14 protein-coding genes are annotated in these 15,354 nt (G+C 67.4%); 7 read left to right on the top strand and 7 right to left on the bottom strand.

Annotated features, from left to right (window positions below; genetic code table 11):
* The first annotated feature begins 4 nt into the window (after nt 1–4).
* A complete protein-coding gene (locus ASE66_RS09285) occupies nt 5–1,015 on the top strand; it encodes a DUF4105 domain-containing protein (protein ID WP_162262467.1) in 1,011 nt (336 codons plus the stop codon).
* Here the strand turns inward: ASE66_RS09285 and ASE66_RS09280 are convergent.
* Both ASE66_RS09280 and ASE66_RS09275 read right to left on the bottom strand, forming a co-directional pair.
* Nucleotides 1,006–1,746, bottom strand: a complete 741-nt coding sequence (locus tag ASE66_RS09280) for a M48 family metallopeptidase (RefSeq protein ID WP_057189343.1) — start codon at nt 1,744–1,746, stop codon at nt 1,006–1,008. The two genes, ASE66_RS09285 and ASE66_RS09280, sit on opposite strands and share 10 nt — an antisense overlap.
* Before the next feature lie 49 nt (nt 1,747–1,795).
* Nucleotides 1,796–3,097: a polyhydroxyalkanoate depolymerase gene (locus ASE66_RS09275; RefSeq protein ID WP_057189342.1), complete on the bottom strand. Its 1,302-nt coding sequence runs from the start codon at nt 3,095–3,097 to the stop codon at nt 1,796–1,798.
* Between the two features lie 179 nt (nt 3,098–3,276).
* Here ASE66_RS09275 and ASE66_RS09270 point away from each other — a divergent pair, with 179 nt between their 5' ends.
* The 3 genes from ASE66_RS09270 to ASE66_RS09260 all read left to right on the top strand — a co-directional run bounded on the left by ASE66_RS09270 (nt 3,277) and on the right by ASE66_RS09260 (nt 5,747).
* Nucleotides 3,277–4,629, top strand: a complete 1,353-nt coding sequence (locus tag ASE66_RS09270; RefSeq protein ID WP_057189341.1) for an ActS/PrrB/RegB family redox-sensitive histidine kinase — start codon at nt 3,277–3,279, stop codon at nt 4,627–4,629.
* Between the two features lie 78 nt (nt 4,630–4,707).
* Nucleotides 4,708–5,283, top strand: coding sequence for an ActR/PrrA/RegA family redox response regulator transcription factor (locus ASE66_RS09265; protein WP_057189442.1), 576 nt, complete (start codon nt 4,708–4,710; stop codon nt 5,281–5,283).
* 17 nt (nt 5,284–5,300) lie between these two features.
* Nucleotides 5,301–5,747, top strand: a complete 447-nt coding sequence (locus ASE66_RS09260; protein ID WP_082613311.1) for a group III truncated hemoglobin — start codon at nt 5,301–5,303, stop codon at nt 5,745–5,747.
* Here the strand turns inward: ASE66_RS09260 and mmcB are convergent.
* A complete protein-coding gene (mmcB, locus tag ASE66_RS09255) occupies nt 5,744–6,205 on the bottom strand; it encodes a DNA repair putative endonuclease MmcB (protein ID WP_057189440.1) in 462 nt (153 codons plus the stop codon). The genes ASE66_RS09260 and mmcB overlap by 4 nt on opposite strands.
* Nucleotides 6,206–6,285: 80 nt before the next feature.
* On the opposite strand from mmcB, the gene ASE66_RS09250 reads away from it, so the two are divergent.
* Both ASE66_RS09250 and ASE66_RS09245 read left to right on the top strand, forming a co-directional pair.
* Nucleotides 6,286–7,305, top strand: coding sequence for a glycosyl transferase (locus ASE66_RS09250; protein ID WP_057189340.1), 1,020 nt, complete (start codon nt 6,286–6,288; stop codon nt 7,303–7,305).
* A complete protein-coding gene (locus ASE66_RS09245) occupies nt 7,302–8,234 on the top strand; it encodes an NAD-dependent epimerase/dehydratase family protein (RefSeq protein WP_057189339.1) in 933 nt (310 codons plus the stop codon). Before ASE66_RS09250 ends, ASE66_RS09245 begins: the two co-directional genes overlap by 4 nt.
* On the opposite strand, the gene ASE66_RS09240 is transcribed toward ASE66_RS09245, so the two are convergent.
* The 3 genes from ASE66_RS09240 to ASE66_RS09230 all read right to left on the bottom strand — a co-directional run bounded on the left by ASE66_RS09240 (nt 8,155) and on the right by ASE66_RS09230 (nt 12,410).
* Nucleotides 8,155–10,122, bottom strand: a complete 1,968-nt coding sequence (locus ASE66_RS09240) for an SDR family NAD(P)-dependent oxidoreductase (protein ID WP_057189338.1) — start codon at nt 10,120–10,122, stop codon at nt 8,155–8,157. The genes ASE66_RS09245 and ASE66_RS09240 overlap by 80 nt on opposite strands.
* 57 nt (nt 10,123–10,179) lie before the next feature.
* Entirely contained in the window at nt 10,180–10,776 is a 597-nt protein-coding gene (locus ASE66_RS09235) for a TetR/AcrR family transcriptional regulator (protein WP_057189337.1), read from the bottom strand.
* A gap of 155 nt (nt 10,777–10,931) precedes the next feature.
* Nucleotides 10,932–12,410 carry a cobyric acid synthase gene (locus tag ASE66_RS09230; protein WP_057189336.1) on the bottom strand — a complete coding sequence of 493 codons (1,479 nt, stop codon included), beginning with the start codon at nt 12,408–12,410 and terminating at the stop codon, nt 10,932–10,934.
* 287 nt (nt 12,411–12,697) lie between these two features.
* On the opposite strand from ASE66_RS09230, the gene ASE66_RS09225 reads away from it, so the two are divergent.
* Nucleotides 12,698–13,849, top strand: coding sequence for an aminotransferase (locus ASE66_RS09225; RefSeq protein WP_057189335.1), 1,152 nt, complete (start codon nt 12,698–12,700; stop codon nt 13,847–13,849).
* Here ASE66_RS09225 and ASE66_RS09220 read toward each other — a convergent pair whose 3' ends face one another.
* Complete coding sequence (locus tag ASE66_RS09220; RefSeq protein WP_057189334.1) at nt 13,850–15,238, bottom strand: hypothetical protein; 1,389 nt, start codon at nt 15,236–15,238, stop codon at nt 13,850–13,852. It abuts the gene before it with no gap.
* Between the last annotated feature and the right edge of the window lie 116 nt (nt 15,239–15,354).

Here is a 15,354-nt window from a genome sequence, read left to right as displayed (position 1 = left end):
GGTGATGAACCGCCTCCTTCTCGTTTTGCTTCAGCTTCTGCTGACCATCGTTGTTCTCGGCGCCACCGCGTGGGGTGCCGGGCTACTCATATTCCGGCTGTCGGGGACGATCGGCATCGCCGCCGCGATCGGTTTCGGCATTGCCGGCATCGCGGGCGCTATCGGGCTCTGGAGCGGCGCGCCGCGGCTGCCTCTGTCCTTTGCGGTGCTGTTCGTCGGCCTGCTCGGCTGGTGGAGCAGCCTGCTGCCCTCGCATGACCGCGACTGGATTCCCGAACTCGCCCGGCTTCCGCAGATCGCGCGAGAGGGCGACCGGCTCACCGTCGCCAATCTGCGTAATTTCCGCTGGCGCACCGAGGCCGACTACGACCAGCGCTGGGAAACGCGCAGCTACGACCTGACGAAGATCGAGGGCGCCGACCTCTTCCTGTCCTACTGGTCGGGCGAGGCGATCGCCCATCTGCTCGTCAGCTTCACCTTCAAGGAATCGCCGCCGCTCACCTTCTCGATCGAGGTCCGACGCGAGAAGGGCGAGGAATGGTCGTCGCTCGCCGGTTTCTTCCGGGTCTACGAGATGGCCTATGTCGCCGCCGACGAGCGCGATATCGTCGGCTTGCGGACGCATGCGCGCGGCGAGGACGTCCGGATGTTCCGCCTGCGCATCTCGCCCGAGCAGTCGCGCGAGGTGCTGCTCGCCTATGTCGCGGATGTGAACCGGCTGGCTGCGCAGCCGCGCTGGTACAATACCATCTTCACCAACTGCACCACGGTCGTCTACCGGCTCGTCGGCTCGGTCGCGCCCGGCTGGAGCTTCACGCTGCCTCTCGATCCACGCGTCGTGTTGTCCGGCTATCTGCCGGGCTATCTCAAGGACATCGGCGCTGTCAGGCAGGATCTGCCGCTGGGAGAGCTCATCCGGCTCGGCCGGATCAGCGAGAGGGCGAGGACGATATCCCTCGACGACCCGGACTTCTCACGGCTGATCCGCGAGGGCGTGCCGAGTGCTCAGCCATAGCCGTGCAGCGAGGCGCCATGGCGCTTCAGCCAGGCCTCGGCCTCTTCGGTGCGTGGGCAGAGCTTATGCGTCAGCGCCCAGAAGCGGTGCGAATGGTTCATCTCCTTGAGATGCGCGACCTCATGGGCCGCGAGATAATCGAGCACCAGCGCCGGCGCGAGGATCAGGCGCCAGGAGAAGCTGAGATGCCCTTTCGAGGAGCATGAGCCCCAGCGGCTGGTGGTGTCGCGCAGCGTGAGCTTGCGGGCAGGGATGCCGAGCACGGCGGTGTGCGTGCGCACCGACTTTTCGAGATCGGCGAGGGCCTCGCGGCGCAGGAAGTCCTTGACCCGGCGGGCGACATGGCCGGCCTCACCGGAGACCGCGATGATCGGCTCGCCCTCGGCCGACACCGCGGCGCGGGTCAACCCGCGCACCTTGGTCCAGTGCACGATGCGGTGCGGGACGCCGCGCAATGGCACGATGGCGCCGGGCTCGAAGGGCACGCCCTGCGGCCGCTTGGCGAGGCGCGCCGCGATCCAGCCGCCATGCTTCTCGGCGAAGATGCGGCCGGTGATGAAGTCGACGCGCTCGGGCAGGGTCAGCGTGATCTCGCCGGTCGCCTGCGAGACGCGCAGCGTCAGCCGGCGCGCCGTCGAGCGCCGCTTAACGGCGACCGGATAGAGCGTGCCGGCATGTGCAACCTCAATCCGGTCGGGATCGGGCTTGCGCCTGAACAGGGAGAACCGCATCCCGGCGATTGTGCGGGATTCGCAGCCGGAGCGGAAGAGGCGAGCTAGTTCAGCTCGCGACCTTCAACGCCTTGCGCGCGGTCGCTGCGGTCTCGCTGCGGCGCTCGCTGGCTGCCTTCATGTCGAGGGTGAGCATGAAATCGGCGATGCGCGGCGCGATCTCCGAGCGGAAGCGCGAGCCGTTGAAGACGCCGTAATGGCCGACGCCCTTCTGCAGGTACTCGACCCGCATCTCGTCGGGGATGTTGACGCACAGATCATGCGCCGCCTTGGTCTGGCCGACGCCGGAGATGTCGTCGTTCTCGCCCTCGACCGTCATCAGCGCGACGCCGCGGATCGCCTTGAGGTCGACCGGCTCGCCGCGATGCATCATCTCGCCCTTCGGCAAGGCGTGCTTGACGAACACGGCGTCGACCGTCTCCAGGTAGAACTCGGCCGTCAGGTCCATCACCGCCATGTACTCGTCGTAGAAGTCGCGGTGCTTCTCGGCGGAATCGCCGTCACCGGCGACGAGGTGCTTGTACATGTCGTAATGGGCGGTCAGGTGCTTGTCGAAGTTCATCGCCATGAAGCCCGAAAGCTGCAGGAAGCCGGGATAGACCTCGCGGAAGGCGCCGAGATGCGGGAAGGGCACGCGCGTGATGCAGTTGCGGCGGAACCAGTCGGTACCGCGCTCCATGGCGAGCTGGTTGACCGCAGTCGGCGAGCGGCGGGTATCGATCGGTCCGCCCATCAGCGTCATCGAGCGCGGCGAAGAGGGGTCGCCCTCGGCCTCCATGCGCGCGATCGCGGCGAGGACGGGCACGGAAGGCTGGCAGACGGCCATGACATGGGTGTCGGGGCCGAGCTTCTGCAGCATGGCGATGACGTAGTCGATATAGTCGTCGAGACCGAAGTTGCCGGCTGCGAGCGGCACGAGGCGGGCGTCGACCCAGTCGGTGATGTAAATTTCATGGTCGGGCAGCAGGGTCTCGACCGTGCCGCGCAGCAGCGTCGCGTAGTGGCCGGACATCGGCGCGACCAGCAGCACCTTGGGCTGCGGCTTGCGACGCGCGCCGACCTGCCGGTCGAAATAGACCAGGTTGCAGAAGGGACGCTGCCAGACGACACGCTCCTCGACCGCGACCTTGACGCCGTTCATCGTCGTCTCGTCGAGGCCGAAGGCGGGCTTGCCATAGCGGCGCGTGGTGCGCTCGAACAATTCGCAGGAGGCGGCGACCGAGCGGCCAAACGGGGTATAGGTCAGCGGGTTCGCCGGGTTCTTGAAGGCGAGCTGCATGGCGTCGGACATGGCCCGCGCCGGGCTGACCATCATATGAACCGCCTCATAGGCGTGGTAGGCGAACGACATGGTGGCCCTTTCGCTCTTTCGCAGCGCCGCATTCACGATGCACCGCAACACAAAACGCAGCCTAAGTACAATTTGTTCTCATTCAATCGTCCAAAGGGCTAAGATTTCCCTGTGATGCCGTTTAGCCACAGTTTCATCCTTCCCGGCCGCCCGCTGCATTGCGAAGATTGCGCGCCGTGATGATTACAGACCTCGTTCCATCCGCGCCCAGAGGCACGCCGCGCCATTTGCGGCTCGATACGCTGGTGCGCCTGCGCTGGCTGGCGATCGCCGGCCAGAGCATCGCCGTCGCCGGCGTGCATTTCGGGCTCGGCTTCTCCCTGCCCTTCGGCTGGTGCTTCCTGGCCATCGCGGTGTCGGCCTGGCTCAACATCGCGCTGCGCATCCGCTTCCCGCTCAGCCACCGCCTGGGCGAGGGCGCGGCGACCGCCCTGCTCGGCTTCGACATCCTGCAGCTCGCGGCGCTGCTCTATCTCACCGGCGGGCTGCAGAACCCGTTCGCGATCCTGTTCCTGGCGCCGGTGATGATCTCGGCGACGGCGCTGCCGCCGCGGCATACGCTGGCGCTGGGCCTGCTCGCCGCCGGGCTCGCCACGCTGCTGGTGTTCCTGCACTGGCCCCTGCCCTGGGCCGGGACGGAGCGCCCGGTGTTGCCGCCGCAATACCAGCTCGGCAACTGGATCGCCCTGCTGCTCGGACTCGGCTTCACCGGCATCTATGCCTGGCGCGTCGCCAAGGAAGCGCGTGATCTCTCAGAGGCGCTGGCAGCGACCGAGCTGGTGCTGGCGCGCGAGCAGCACCTCTCGCAGCTCGACGGCCTCGCGGCCGCGGCCGCGCACGAGCTCGGCACCCCGCTCGCGACGATTGCGCTGGTCGCCCGCGAACTCTCACGCCTCGCCCCGGCCGAAGGCGAGATGGCAGAGGACATCACCTTGCTGCGCGAACAGGTCCAGCGCTGCCGCGGCATCCTCGGCAAGCTCACCTCGCTCCAGGATGACGATGCCGGGCCGCTCGACCAGCTCTCGCTCAGCCTGCTCATCGAGGAAGCGGCGGGGCCGCAGCGGCCCTTCGGCGTGCCCTTCGAGATCACGCTCATCGGTGACAAGCCCGAGCCAGTCTGCCGACGCAATCCCGGCATGAATTACGGGCTCGGCAACATCGTCGACAACGCCGTCGACTTCGCCCGCTCCAAGGTGACGATCACCGCGCTGTGGACGGAAAGCACGGTCATCCTGACCATTGCCGATGACGGGCCAGGCTTCACGCCCGAGGTTCTGATGCGGGCGGGCGACCCTTATCTCTCGCGCTCGCATGCCAAGGAATCGCGTGCCGGGGGCGGCCTCGGACTAGGCCTGTTTATCGCCAAGACGCTGCTGGAGCGCAGCGGTGCGACGCTCGAATTCTCCAACCTGCCGCTGCCGGCGACCGGCGCGAGCATCCGGATCGCTTGGCTGCGCGCCGTCTTCGAGCGCGACGATCGAACCGCCGCACCTTCAAACCCGGAGCTTTTGGCCCCATATGCGACAGAATGAGGCGTTGCGGCGTTTCAGCGCGTCGCGCAATCGATACAGTGGATGTTGAGCCCGGCAGCGACCGCCCGGCAGGAGAAGATGGCGATGGACACGGCGCCGACGACAGGCGAACTCACCGACAATGCCGGCAGGGACATGTCCCTTCTGCTCGTCGACGACGACAAGCCGTTTCTGAACCGCCTGGCCCGTGCCATGGAAGGACGGGGCTATTCGGTACGGATAGCCGAATCCGTCGAGGCCGGACTGGCGGCGGTCGAGGAAGCTGCGCCGGCCTTCGCGGTGATCGACCTGCGTCTCGGCGACGGCAACGGGCTCGACGTCATCGCGCGGCTGAAGGAGAAGCGCCCCGATGCGCGCGGCGTCGTCCTGACCGGCTACGGCAATATCGCGACGGCTGTAAGCGCGGTGAAGCTCGGCGCTTTCGACTTCCTGGCGAAGCCTGCCGATGCCGACGAGATCCATTCGGCGCTGGCCGCTGGCCCGAATGCGCGCCCGGTGCCGCCGGAAAACCCCATGTCGGCCGACCGTGTCCGCTGGGAGCATATCCAGCGCGTCTACGAATTGTGCAGCCGCAATGTCTCGGAGACGGCACGCCGGCTCGGCATGCACCGGCGCACCCTGCAGCGCATCCTCGCCAAGCGCGCGCCGCGATGAGTCTGAGGTTTTGAGCCTTGCCTACTCAGAAAACCGGTGACCACTTTTCTGGGCAAGGCTCTGCTCCGCTCCCCGAGCGGATCACCGAAGAGCTGATCGCCGAGCTGGTCGATACCTTCTATGACCGCGTCCGCCAGGACCAGCTGATCGGCCCGATCTTCCTCGCCAAGCTCGGCGACGACTGGGGGCCGCACCTTTCCAAGCTGCGCGACTTCTGGTCGTCGGTGACGCTGATGAGCGGGCGCTATCGCGGCAAGCCGCAGCAGGTCCACATGCCGCTCCCGCTCGAGATGCAGCATTTCGAGCGCTGGCTTTCGCTGTTCGAGGCGACGGTCGCCGAGCTCTGCACAGGTCCGGCCAAGTTCCTGTTCATCGACCGCGCCCACCGTATCGCCGAGAGCCTGCAGATCAGCCTGAATATCGGCCCGAAGGCGCTCATCCTGCCGCAACGCGCGGTCGGCTAGGTTCCAGGGTCTTCCAGCAGCGCCAGCCGCCCGGCCGCCAGCCTGGCGAAGGCGATGGTCAGCATCTTCCTGCGCGCCGGCGCCAGCGGGTGCCGCGGCGGCTCGCGCAGCAATTCGCCGCCGAAGGCGTCGGCGACGATCAGGCCGACATCCTCGGGCAGGATTTCCCGCGGGAATTCAGGCGCGACGGCGAAGAGGAAGCCGTCGCAATAATCGCGATAGTCAGGCCATTTGCCGTCGACGCGGTAGTCCTCGACCCCCGACTTGACCTCGACCACCAGCAATTCCCCCGATGGCGAGAGCGCGACGATGTCGCCACGCCGCCCATTGGCGAAAGTCATCTCCTTGACGATGGCATAGCCGCGCTCACGCAGATGGCGAGAGGCGCCGCGGCAGACGGCACGGGTGATCTCCGGCCGGGCAGGCGGCGGATTGAGGACGGAATCGGCGGCGGCCATGCCCGGCATGTTCTGTTTTTGTGCTCGCCGATGCAAGAGCTGCTTGCGATGAAGACCGGGATGGCTATGGTCCGCCCGCCTTGGAACGCTTCGCCCCCCTCCTGCTGATCGCGCTCGCCGCCGGCCTCGCCTTCGCGCTGTGCCTGGCCTTGCGCCCCTTGATGATGCGCTATGCGCTGGCGCGGCCGAATGCACGCTCCAGCCATCGCACGCCGACACCGCAGGGCGGCGGCATCGCCGTGCTCGCCGGTGCCTTCCTGGCGCTGGGGCTCGCGCTGGCCCTGATCCCGATGGAAGCAAGCGCCAGGCAAGGGCTCATTCTGGTGATGGCTGCGGCTGCGCTGCTGGCGCTCGTCGGTGCCTGGGACGACATCCGGCCGCTCTCGCCCGCCCTGCGCCTGCCGCTGCAAGTCCTCTGCGTCGGCATCGTCGTCTTCTACGCCGCACCGGAGGTGAGGCTGCTGCCGGAGACGCTGCCGCTCTGGGCCGAGCGCGGTCTCGCCCTGATCGCCGGCGTCTGGTTCGTCAATCTCGTCAATTTCATGGACGGGATCGACTGGATCACGCTCGCCGGGCTGGTGCCGCTCTCCGGCGCGATCGCGCTCGCCGCCGGCTACGGCATCGTCGATCCTGCCACCGGCCTTCTCGCCGCGGCGCTGCTCGGTGGTCTCATCGGCTTCGCGCCGTTCAACAAACCGGTGGCGCGCATCTTCCTCGGCGATGTCGGGGCGCTGCCGCTTGGATTGCTCGGCGCCTATCTGCTCTATCGTCTCGCCGGTAGCGGCGCGCTGACCGCAGCGCTGATCCTGCCGCTCTATCACGTCATGGACTCGACCATCACGCTCTTCCGCCGGCTCGGACGCGGCGAAAAGGTCTGGCAGGCGCACCGCTCGCATTTCTACCAGCAGGCGACCGATAACGGTTTTGAGATCGTCGAGATCGTCGCGCAGGTCGCCCTGCTCAATCTTTGCCTGATCGGGCTCGCCACGATCAGCATCGCCCTGCCCGGGCTCTGGGCCCAGCTCGCCTGCCTGCTGGCGGCGCTGATGCTGACAGGGCTTCTGCTCCGCCGCTTCTCGCGCAAGCAGGCGCGGCCGTGAGCGGCGAGCGCGTCCTGCTCACCGGTGCGAGCGGCTTCGTCGGCCGGCATTTGCTGCGCGACCTCACCGCGCGTGGCTATCGCGTGCGGGTGGCCAGCCGCGGCACGGCGCAGGAAATCACTGGCGCCGAACATGTCGCGATCGGCGATCTCGGCACGCCGATCGACTGGCAGCCGCTGCTCGACGGCGTCGATCACGTCGTCCACAGCGCCGGCCTCGCCCATGCCGACGGCGCGATCGCCGAAGAGCGCTACCGGGCCGTCAATACCGAAGCGACATTGGCGCTGGCGCGGGCTGCGCAGGCGGCAGGCATCCGGCGCTTCGTCTTCCTGTCCTCGATCCGGGCGCAGAGCGGACCGATCGCCTCGCAGCCTCTGACGGAAGCCGACACGCCGACGCCGACCGATGCCTATGGCCGCTCCAAACTCGCTGCCGAACAGGGGCTCGCAAGGCTCGATCTCGACTGGGTCGCGCTACGGCCGGTGCTGATCTACGGGCCGGGCGTGAAAGCGAACATGGCGGCGCTGCTGAAACTGGCACGCCTTCCCGTGCCATTGCCGCTAGGCGCGCTTTCGGCCAGGCGCTCGCTGCTCGCGATCGAGAACCTCGCCGAAGCGGTCGCCTTCGCGCTGAGCGAATCCTGTCCCGCGAGGCGCAGCTACATCCTTGCCGACCCGGAGCCTCTGTCGGTCGCGCAGATGCTGGCCGCAATGCGGGCTGGTCTCGGACGCGGGCCGGGACTGATCCCGGTTCCCTCCGTCCTGCTGGCCCTCGCGGCACGGCTCACCCGACGCGGAGACGCCTATGAGCGCCTCGCGAACGGTCTCGTCGCCTCGCCTGCCGCGCTGATCAGTGCGGGCTGGCGACCGCCTGCGGAGACGAAGGCTGCGCTGGCACGGCTGGCGGCGCAGCAGACTGGCGCCGGCTGAAATCGGGGATCGCCGCTTCGAGTACCGCCTCGGCGCCGAGCCTGTCCTGCGCCGCCAACGCCCGCTCGAGCTCGTCGAGCCAACCCTGCAGCCGGGCGCGGCCGGCGAAGATCGGCTTGGCCGCCATGACGCCGTCGAGCCCGGTTTCGGCCATCGGCTCGTCCTTGGCGAAAAGGATCTCGTTCAGGCGCTCGCCCGGCCTGACGCCGGTGACGGCGATCTCGATGTCGACGCCCGGCTCGTAGCCGGCGAGGCGGATCATCCGCTCGGCGAGGTCGATGATCTTGAGTGGCTGGCCCATCTTCAGCACGTAGACGGCGGCGCGCTCCTCCTGCGCCTCGTGCTCGGGCGCGTGCGAGGCTGAAGTCAGCACGAGATCGCAGGCCTCGCGGATGGTCATGAAATAGCGGATCATCTCCGGGCTGGTCACGGTGACCGGCCCGCCGCGCTCGATCTGCGCCTTGAACTTGGGCACCACCGAGCCGACCGAGCCGAGCACATTGCCGAAACGGACGGCGACGAGGCGCGTGCCGCGATTGCCGGCAGCGAACTCGGCATCGCATGCCTGGGCATACATCTCGGCGAAGCGCTTGGTCGCGCCGAGCATCGAGACCGGCTCGATCGCCTTGTCGGTCGAGATCATCACGAAGATGCCGGCACCGGCGGCGATCGCCGCCTCGATGGCGACGACCGAGCCGAAGATGTTGGTCTTGATGCCCTCGCCCCAATCGGCTTCGAGATAGGGCACATGCTTCAGCGCGGCGGCATGGATGACGATGTCGGGCGCGAAGGCCTTGAACAGCGGGCCAAGGCGGGCTTCGTCGCGGACATCGGCGAGCGCGCCGGTGACCCGCATCGGCAGGTCCTGCGCCAACAGCGCCTCGGTGACGTGGAACAGCGCCGGCTCGGAATTCTCGACGACGAGCAATTCCGCCGCGCCGAAGACGGCGCAGCGCAGGCAGATCTCGGAGCCGATCGAGCCGCCACCGCCGGTGACGATGACGCGCTTGCCCTTGAGGAAGCCTTCGAGCCGCTCGCGGTCGATCTTGACCGAGGGGCGCACCAGCAGGTCCTCGATCTCCAGCGGCGCCAGCTCATTGCCGCGCATGCCTTCGCCGAGCGAATCGAGCCGCGAGATCGGGATGGCGAGCTTGCGCGTCTTGGCGAGCCATTTGTCCGGCTCGGCCTCGGGTGCGAGAGCGCTCGGCGTCGCGACGATGCGGCGGAACGGCTCACTGCGCTCGCTGGCATCGGCCGCGACCGTCTCCATCTCCGAGAGCAGGCCGAGCACCGGCACGCCCCGGATGGACTGGCCGAGATCGTCCGGACGCGGGGTCAGGATGCCCGCCGGTCGCATCTTGCCCATCGCGCCCGATTCCATGGCGCGGATCACCACCTCGATGTCGACGCCGCGGCCGAGCAGCAGGGCCGGCAAGGTCGCCTCGCGCGCCGCCTGGTGCTTGGAGCGCGAATATTTGAAGTAGCGATAGGCGAGGCGCGGACCGCCGAGCAGCGCGATCTGCACCAGCCAATAGAGGACGATGGTGATCTTGCCGAAGAAGAAATAGCCGTAGAGGTTCGGAGCGACGAGGACGTAGTCGACGACCAGCAGGGTCAAGGTCAGAACCGTGACCGCACGGACGATATTGGACAGGTCCGGCAGCGAGGCGAAGCGCCATTTCGAGCGATAGAGCTGGAAGAACCAGTAGACCACACCGGCATAGGCGACGAAGAACGGTAGGATCGACGGCAGTTGCCGCATCCGCTCGTCGAACAGCCAGCCCTCGAAGCGCACGGCAAAGACGAAGACGATCGCGAGCGCGGTCATCGCCAGGTCATGGACGATGACGGCGAGCTTCTTGGCACTCTGTTTGGTGAGGGTCAGCATGTGCGGCGGGGTATCCCGCTCCCTCGCCGCCTTGTCAACGCAGGCGGAGCCGGTGGATCAGGCCGCGAGGCGCTTGGCACCAAGTCCTGTGAGAATGAAGTCGATCATCTCATCGATGCTCGGGCCCGGTAATTCGGCGCACTGGCCGAGCAGAAGCGGGTGACAGAAGCGCAACATCGCCATGCGCACGCAATGGGTCGCCGTGATCGGATCGCGGGCGCTGAACTCGCCCTTGGCGATGCCGTCGGCGACGACGGCGCGCAGGATCGCATCATAGCGCTCGATATGGCCACGAATGACGTCCCAGCTCTCCTCCATGGCGCAGGCGACCATCTCGTGCAGGCGGTGATTGTCGAGATAACGGGCCGCGTTGATACGACAGGTCGCGGCCAGGATGTCGCGCAGGCGCTCGGCTGCGGGGCGCTTTTCAGCGGCGATCGCGGCGACGGTCGCTTCGAGCTCGGTCATCGAGCGCTCGGCGACAGCCTCGTTGATCGCCTTCTTGGAGTCGAAGAAACGATAGACATTCGCCGGGCTCATGCGCAGCGACTTGGCGATGTCGGCGACAGTGGTCTTCTGGTAGCCGATCTGGCGGAAGAACCGCTCGGCGACGTCGATGATCTCGTGCCGTGTATCGCGCTCTATTGTGCTCATGCCAGGGGCAACTTCCCGGTCTGGTGACTTGTTCCCATAGGCCGTCTGCGGACGCCATCGTTGAGTATGACGAATTTCGTCAGTCGTCAACAAATTGATCCGAAAAGCTTTATTTGCGCGCTCCTGACAGTTTTTCGCCCAATGAGCTTCCGATATCAGGAGCGCGACCGCGCCAGCTTCAGGAGCCCGGCAATGTCGAGATGACGCTCCAGATGCCCGGCCAGACGGTCGAGTGTCGCTTCGACCGCCGGTTCGTAGGCCTCCCCGATCGCGAGCAGTCCTTCGGCGAGATTGGCCAGAAAGGCGCGGCGCAGCGGGTCCGAGGTCAGGACACCATGGAGATAGGTCCCGATGACCCTTCCGTCGGCGCTGCGGGCGCCTTCCGGCTGGCCGTCGACACGAAAAGGCGCGCGCGCCCTATCCGGCCCATCGCTGACGCCGAGATGGATCTCATAGGCGCGGCCGGCCGTGCCGCTTTCGGGATGTTCCGCGGCAACCTCCCGGACGGTCTTGTCCGGCGTGAGCTCGGTCTCGATATCGAGCAGGCCGAGGCCGGGGGCCGCGCCGGCAGGGCCTTCCAGGCCAAGCGGGTCGCGCACGACCTTGCCGAGCATCTGATAGCCGCCGCAAAGGCCGAGCACATGGCCGCCGCGGCGGCGATGGGCGAGGATGTCGATGTCCCAGCCTTCCTCGCGCAGCTTGGCAAGGTCGCGGAGCGTCGTCTTCGAGCCCGGCAGGATCACCAGGGCGGCATCGCCCGGCAGCGGCATACCGGGACCGACGAAGACGAGCTCGACGCCGGGCTCGAGCTTGAGCGGGTCGAGATCGTCGAAATTGGCGATGCCGGGCAACACCGGAACGGCGACCTTCAGCGCACCCGCACGAGCCGGCACGCCGCGCGCCAGATCAAGCGCATCTTCGGCCGGCAGGCGCGCGGCATCCGCGAACCAGGGCACGACGCCGAAGCTCGGCCAGCCCGTCGCCCGCGCGATCGTGTCCAGCGCCGGCGTGAACAGGCCGACATCGCCATGGAAGCGGTTGATCGCGAAGCCGCGGATCATCGCCCGGTCGTCGGCGTCGAGTACGGCATGGGTGCCGACCAGGCTGGCGATGACGCCGCCGCGGTCGATGTCGCCGATCAGCATGGCGGGAACGCCTGCCGCGCGGGCGAAGCCGAGATTGGCGATATCGCGGGCGCGCAGATTGGTCTCGGCCGGCGAGCCCGCCCCCTCGACCAGGATGAGATCGGCGCCGTCGCTCAGCCGTTCGAAGCTCTCCAGCACCTTGGGCAGGAAATCGCCGCGGCGGCTGAAGTCGCCGGAGGACAGATGGCCGGCGACGCGTCCCTGCAGGATGATCTGGCTGCCGCGCTCGCTCTCGGGCTTGAGCAGCACCGGGTTCATGTCGACATGAGGAGCGATCCGGGCGGCGCGCGCCTGCAGCGCCTGGGCCCGGCCGATCTCGCCCTGCGCCGTGGCAGCCGCGTTGTTCGACATGTTCTGCGGCTTGAACGGGCGCACTTTCAGCCCGCGATCGGCGAAGAGGCGGCAGAGGCCGGCGACGAGCAGGGACTTGCCGACATTGGAGCCGGTGCCGAGCAGCATCAGCGCGGGGGTTTGGCTGGAGGAGCGCATAGGCCCTGCCTAGCGCGCTTCGGGGCGGGCCGGAAACGGCGGATGCTTTCAGCCCCAGAAAAAGTTCACCGATCCACGTCAGCGTCCCACGGTTCCAAAGGGGCGAAGAAACCGCGGAATTGCTGGCGTGAACCGGCTGGGCATAGAGAATACTGACTGCTGACGAATGTCAATATTCATCACTCCGCATAATCTGCCGCTTTTCCGGGGCGATGCACACCGACGTTGCGCGTGCTATGGGCGATATTCGAGCCTTCCCGCCAGCCTTCCGACCGAAACAAGCCGCGATGAATCCGATCTTCTCCGCTCTCCCGACGACGATCTTCGAAACCATGTCGCGGCTCGCGCGCGAGCACCAGGCCGTCAATCTCGGCCAGGGCTTTCCCGACGATCCCGGCCCCGAGGACGTCCGGCGCAAGGCGGCCGAGGCGGTGATCGACGGCTGGAACCAGTATCCGCCGATGATGGGGCTGCCGGAGCTGCGCCAGGCGAGCGCCACGCATTTCCGTCATTGGCAAGGCCTCGAACTCGATCCGGAAGCCGAGGTGATGGTGACTTCCGGCGCGACCGAGGCGATCGCCGGCGCGCTGATGGCGATCGTGTCGCCCGGCGACGAGGTCGTGCTGTTCGAGCCGATGTACGACGCCTACCTGCCGCTGGTGCGGCGCGCCGGCGCCATCCCGAAATTCGTGACACTGACCCCGCCGGCCTTCGGGCTGAGCGAGGAAGCGCTGGCGAAAGCCTTCTCGCCGAAGACCAAGGCGGTGCTGTTCAACAATCCGCTCAACCCGACCGCGACCAATTTCAGCGAGGCCGATCTCGACCTGCTGGCCTCGTTCTGCGTCCGGCACGATGCGGTCGCGATCTGCGACGATGTCTGGGAGCATGTCGTGTTCGACGGGCACCGCCATCAGCCGCTGATGAGCCGGCCCGGCATGCGCGAGCGCACGGTCAAGATCTCCTCGGCCGGCAAGATCTTCTCGCTGACCGGCTGGAAAGTCGGGATGGTGATGGCCGCGCCGGAGCTGATGCGCGTGCTGGCGAAGGCGCACCAGTACATCACCTTCACCACGCCGCCGAACCTGCAGGCGGCCGTCGCCTACGGCCTCGGCAAGGACGACGCCTATTTCGAGGGCATGCGCGCCGATTTCCAGCGCTCTCGCGATCGCTTCGCCGGTGGCCTCAGCGATCTCGGCTTCAGCGTGCTGCCGAGCGCCGGCACCTATTTCCTCAATGTCGACATCGGCCCGCTCGGCGAGAGCGACGATGTCGCCTTCTGCCAGCGTCTGGTCGCCGAGCACGGCGTCGCCGCGATCCCGGTCAGCGCTTTCTATGCCGAAGGGGCGGTGCGCAATGTCGTGCGCTTCTGCTTCGCCAAGCACGATGCGACGCTGGACAAGGCGCTGGAGCGGCTCGCCGCGCTTCGCATCAAGGCCTGATCAACCCTTCCGGAGGGTCTCGACCAGGACTGCAGCTCGCCGCAGTTTCGGCTCGCGACGCTTGGCTTCGTTTGCGAGACCAAGGCCACGCAGCGTCTCGATCGCCATGACGAGTTCCGTGGTCGCCTTCTCGGCCTCGGCACGGTCGCGGATGCGTTCGGCCAGCGCCAGCCGTGCTTCCGCCCGGTTCGCGGCGCTTTCAGCCCAGAGCGAGGGTACGATCTCGCGGCGCCGGACCTCCAGCGCCGTGTCGAAGGCAGCGATCGCCTCCTCCAGCACGACAGGTTCGCTGTAATAGCTGGCGAGGCCGACGAGCGCGGCCCCGATGCGGTCCTGCACCTCGGCCCAGTCGAGCGGGACGCTCTCGCGCGGCCGGTCGTCGAGCACCAGCTTGAAGCAGTTCACCGCCGCCTCGAACGCCGCCACGCCGCTGGCGCGCAGGCCGAGCGCGACATGCGCCTTGCCAAGCTCCCATTGCAGCCGGCCCCATTCGCGCGGCATGTCGGCCCGCGTCATCCCGGAAAGCCCGGCACGGAAAGCGGCGACGCCGTCCTCGAGCAGGCCGGCATCGTCCTCAACCTCTCCGAGACGGGCCAGCGCCTCGCCGAGCCTGGTCTGCACCGCGGTCCAGAGGCGCGGCGCCTTGGCGCGGGTCAGATCCTCCAGGATGGTGCGGTAAATCTCGACGGCCTGGCGAAGCAGGGTGCCGCCACCGTCGAAATGCGACAGGCCGGTGAGCGAGCGCGCCAGCCGGAGCTGGGTCTCGGCCCAGGGCACGGTCTGGTCGAAATTGTCGAGCTTGCCGAGCATGGCCCGCAATTGGCCGATCGACGCGACGAAAGCCGTCTTGTCGGCGAAATCGGCGCCCCGCCGCGCCAGCGCATCGGCCTGCATCCAGGAATAGGCAAGCCCGCTGCCGGGTTCGGCCGAGTCGGCGATCAACGCCGCCTCGGCATAGCGCTCGGCGGCTTCGCCATAGGCTTTGGCATTGAGGTGCAGCATCGCCACCGCACCGCGATCGGCGCGACCAGCGGCAGCCGCGAGCAAACGGTCGCGCGACAGCGCATCGGGAGCGGCCGCGCCATCGAGGTTGCGCTGCTCGGCCTGGGCGAGCAGCCGGTCGGCTTCGGCGAGCTTGCCCTCCGCCAGGGCCTGGATCGCTTGCCCCTGCAGCCTGTCACGCTCCGGATCGGCCGCGGACGGCGTGGCGAGCCGCCCCTGCAGGCTGCGGAAATCTCCGGCGCGGCGCGCCAGGTTGTTCTCGATTCGGGTGAAATCGGGCTTACCCGAGGCCTCGCCCATCGAGGCGAGCACGCCGAGCAGCAGCGCGGGGGGAACACCCTCGCGCTGCGAGACCCGTGCCAGGATGGTGGCGAGTTCCGGATTCACGTTTCCCGCCGCCCTAGATCATGATGATTTTGGATCTTATCGATTCAAAATCATAAAACGTGATCGATTCAGAGAGTCTAGAGCAGGATTCTTGCGAAAAACCGGTTCCCACTTTT

The sequence above is a fragment of the Allobosea sp. Root483D1 genome, from assembly GCF_001429505.1.
Lineage (GTDB): Bacteria > Pseudomonadota > Alphaproteobacteria > Rhizobiales > Beijerinckiaceae > Allobosea.
This window is presented reverse-complemented; position numbering and strand designations above follow the sequence as displayed.

Excerpts from the sequence above, each read along its gene's own strand:
- ASE66_RS09285 (WP_162262467.1), top strand. The coding sequence starts at position 5 with ATGAACCGCCTCCTTCTCGTTTTGCTTCAGCTTCTGCTGACCATCGTT.
- ASE66_RS09270 (WP_057189341.1), top strand. The coding sequence starts at position 3,277 with ATGATTACAGACCTCGTTCCATCCGCGCCCAGAGGCACGCCGCGCCAT.
- mmcB (WP_057189440.1), bottom strand. The coding sequence starts at position 6,205 with ATGGCCGCCGCCGATTCCGTCCTCAATCCGCCGCCTGCCCGGCCGGAG.
- ASE66_RS09240 (WP_057189338.1), bottom strand. The coding sequence starts at position 10,122 with ATGCTGACCCTCACCAAACAGAGTGCCAAGAAGCTCGCCGTCATCGTC.
- ASE66_RS09230 (WP_057189336.1), bottom strand. The coding sequence starts at position 12,410 with ATGCGCTCCTCCAGCCAAACCCCCGCGCTGATGCTGCTCGGCACCGGC.
- ASE66_RS09225 (WP_057189335.1), top strand. The coding sequence starts at position 12,698 with ATGAATCCGATCTTCTCCGCTCTCCCGACGACGATCTTCGAAACCATG.
- ASE66_RS09275 (WP_057189342.1), bottom strand. The coding sequence starts at position 3,097 with ATGTCGTTCGCCTACCACGCCTATGAGGCGGTTCATATGATGGTCAGC.
- ASE66_RS09265 (WP_057189442.1), top strand. The coding sequence starts at position 4,708 with ATGGCGATGGACACGGCGCCGACGACAGGCGAACTCACCGACAATGCC.
- ASE66_RS09280 (WP_057189343.1), bottom strand. The coding sequence starts at position 1,746 with ATGCGGTTCTCCCTGTTCAGGCGCAAGCCCGATCCCGACCGGATTGAG.
- ASE66_RS09235 (WP_057189337.1), bottom strand. The coding sequence starts at position 10,776 with ATGAGCACAATAGAGCGCGATACACGGCACGAGATCATCGACGTCGCC.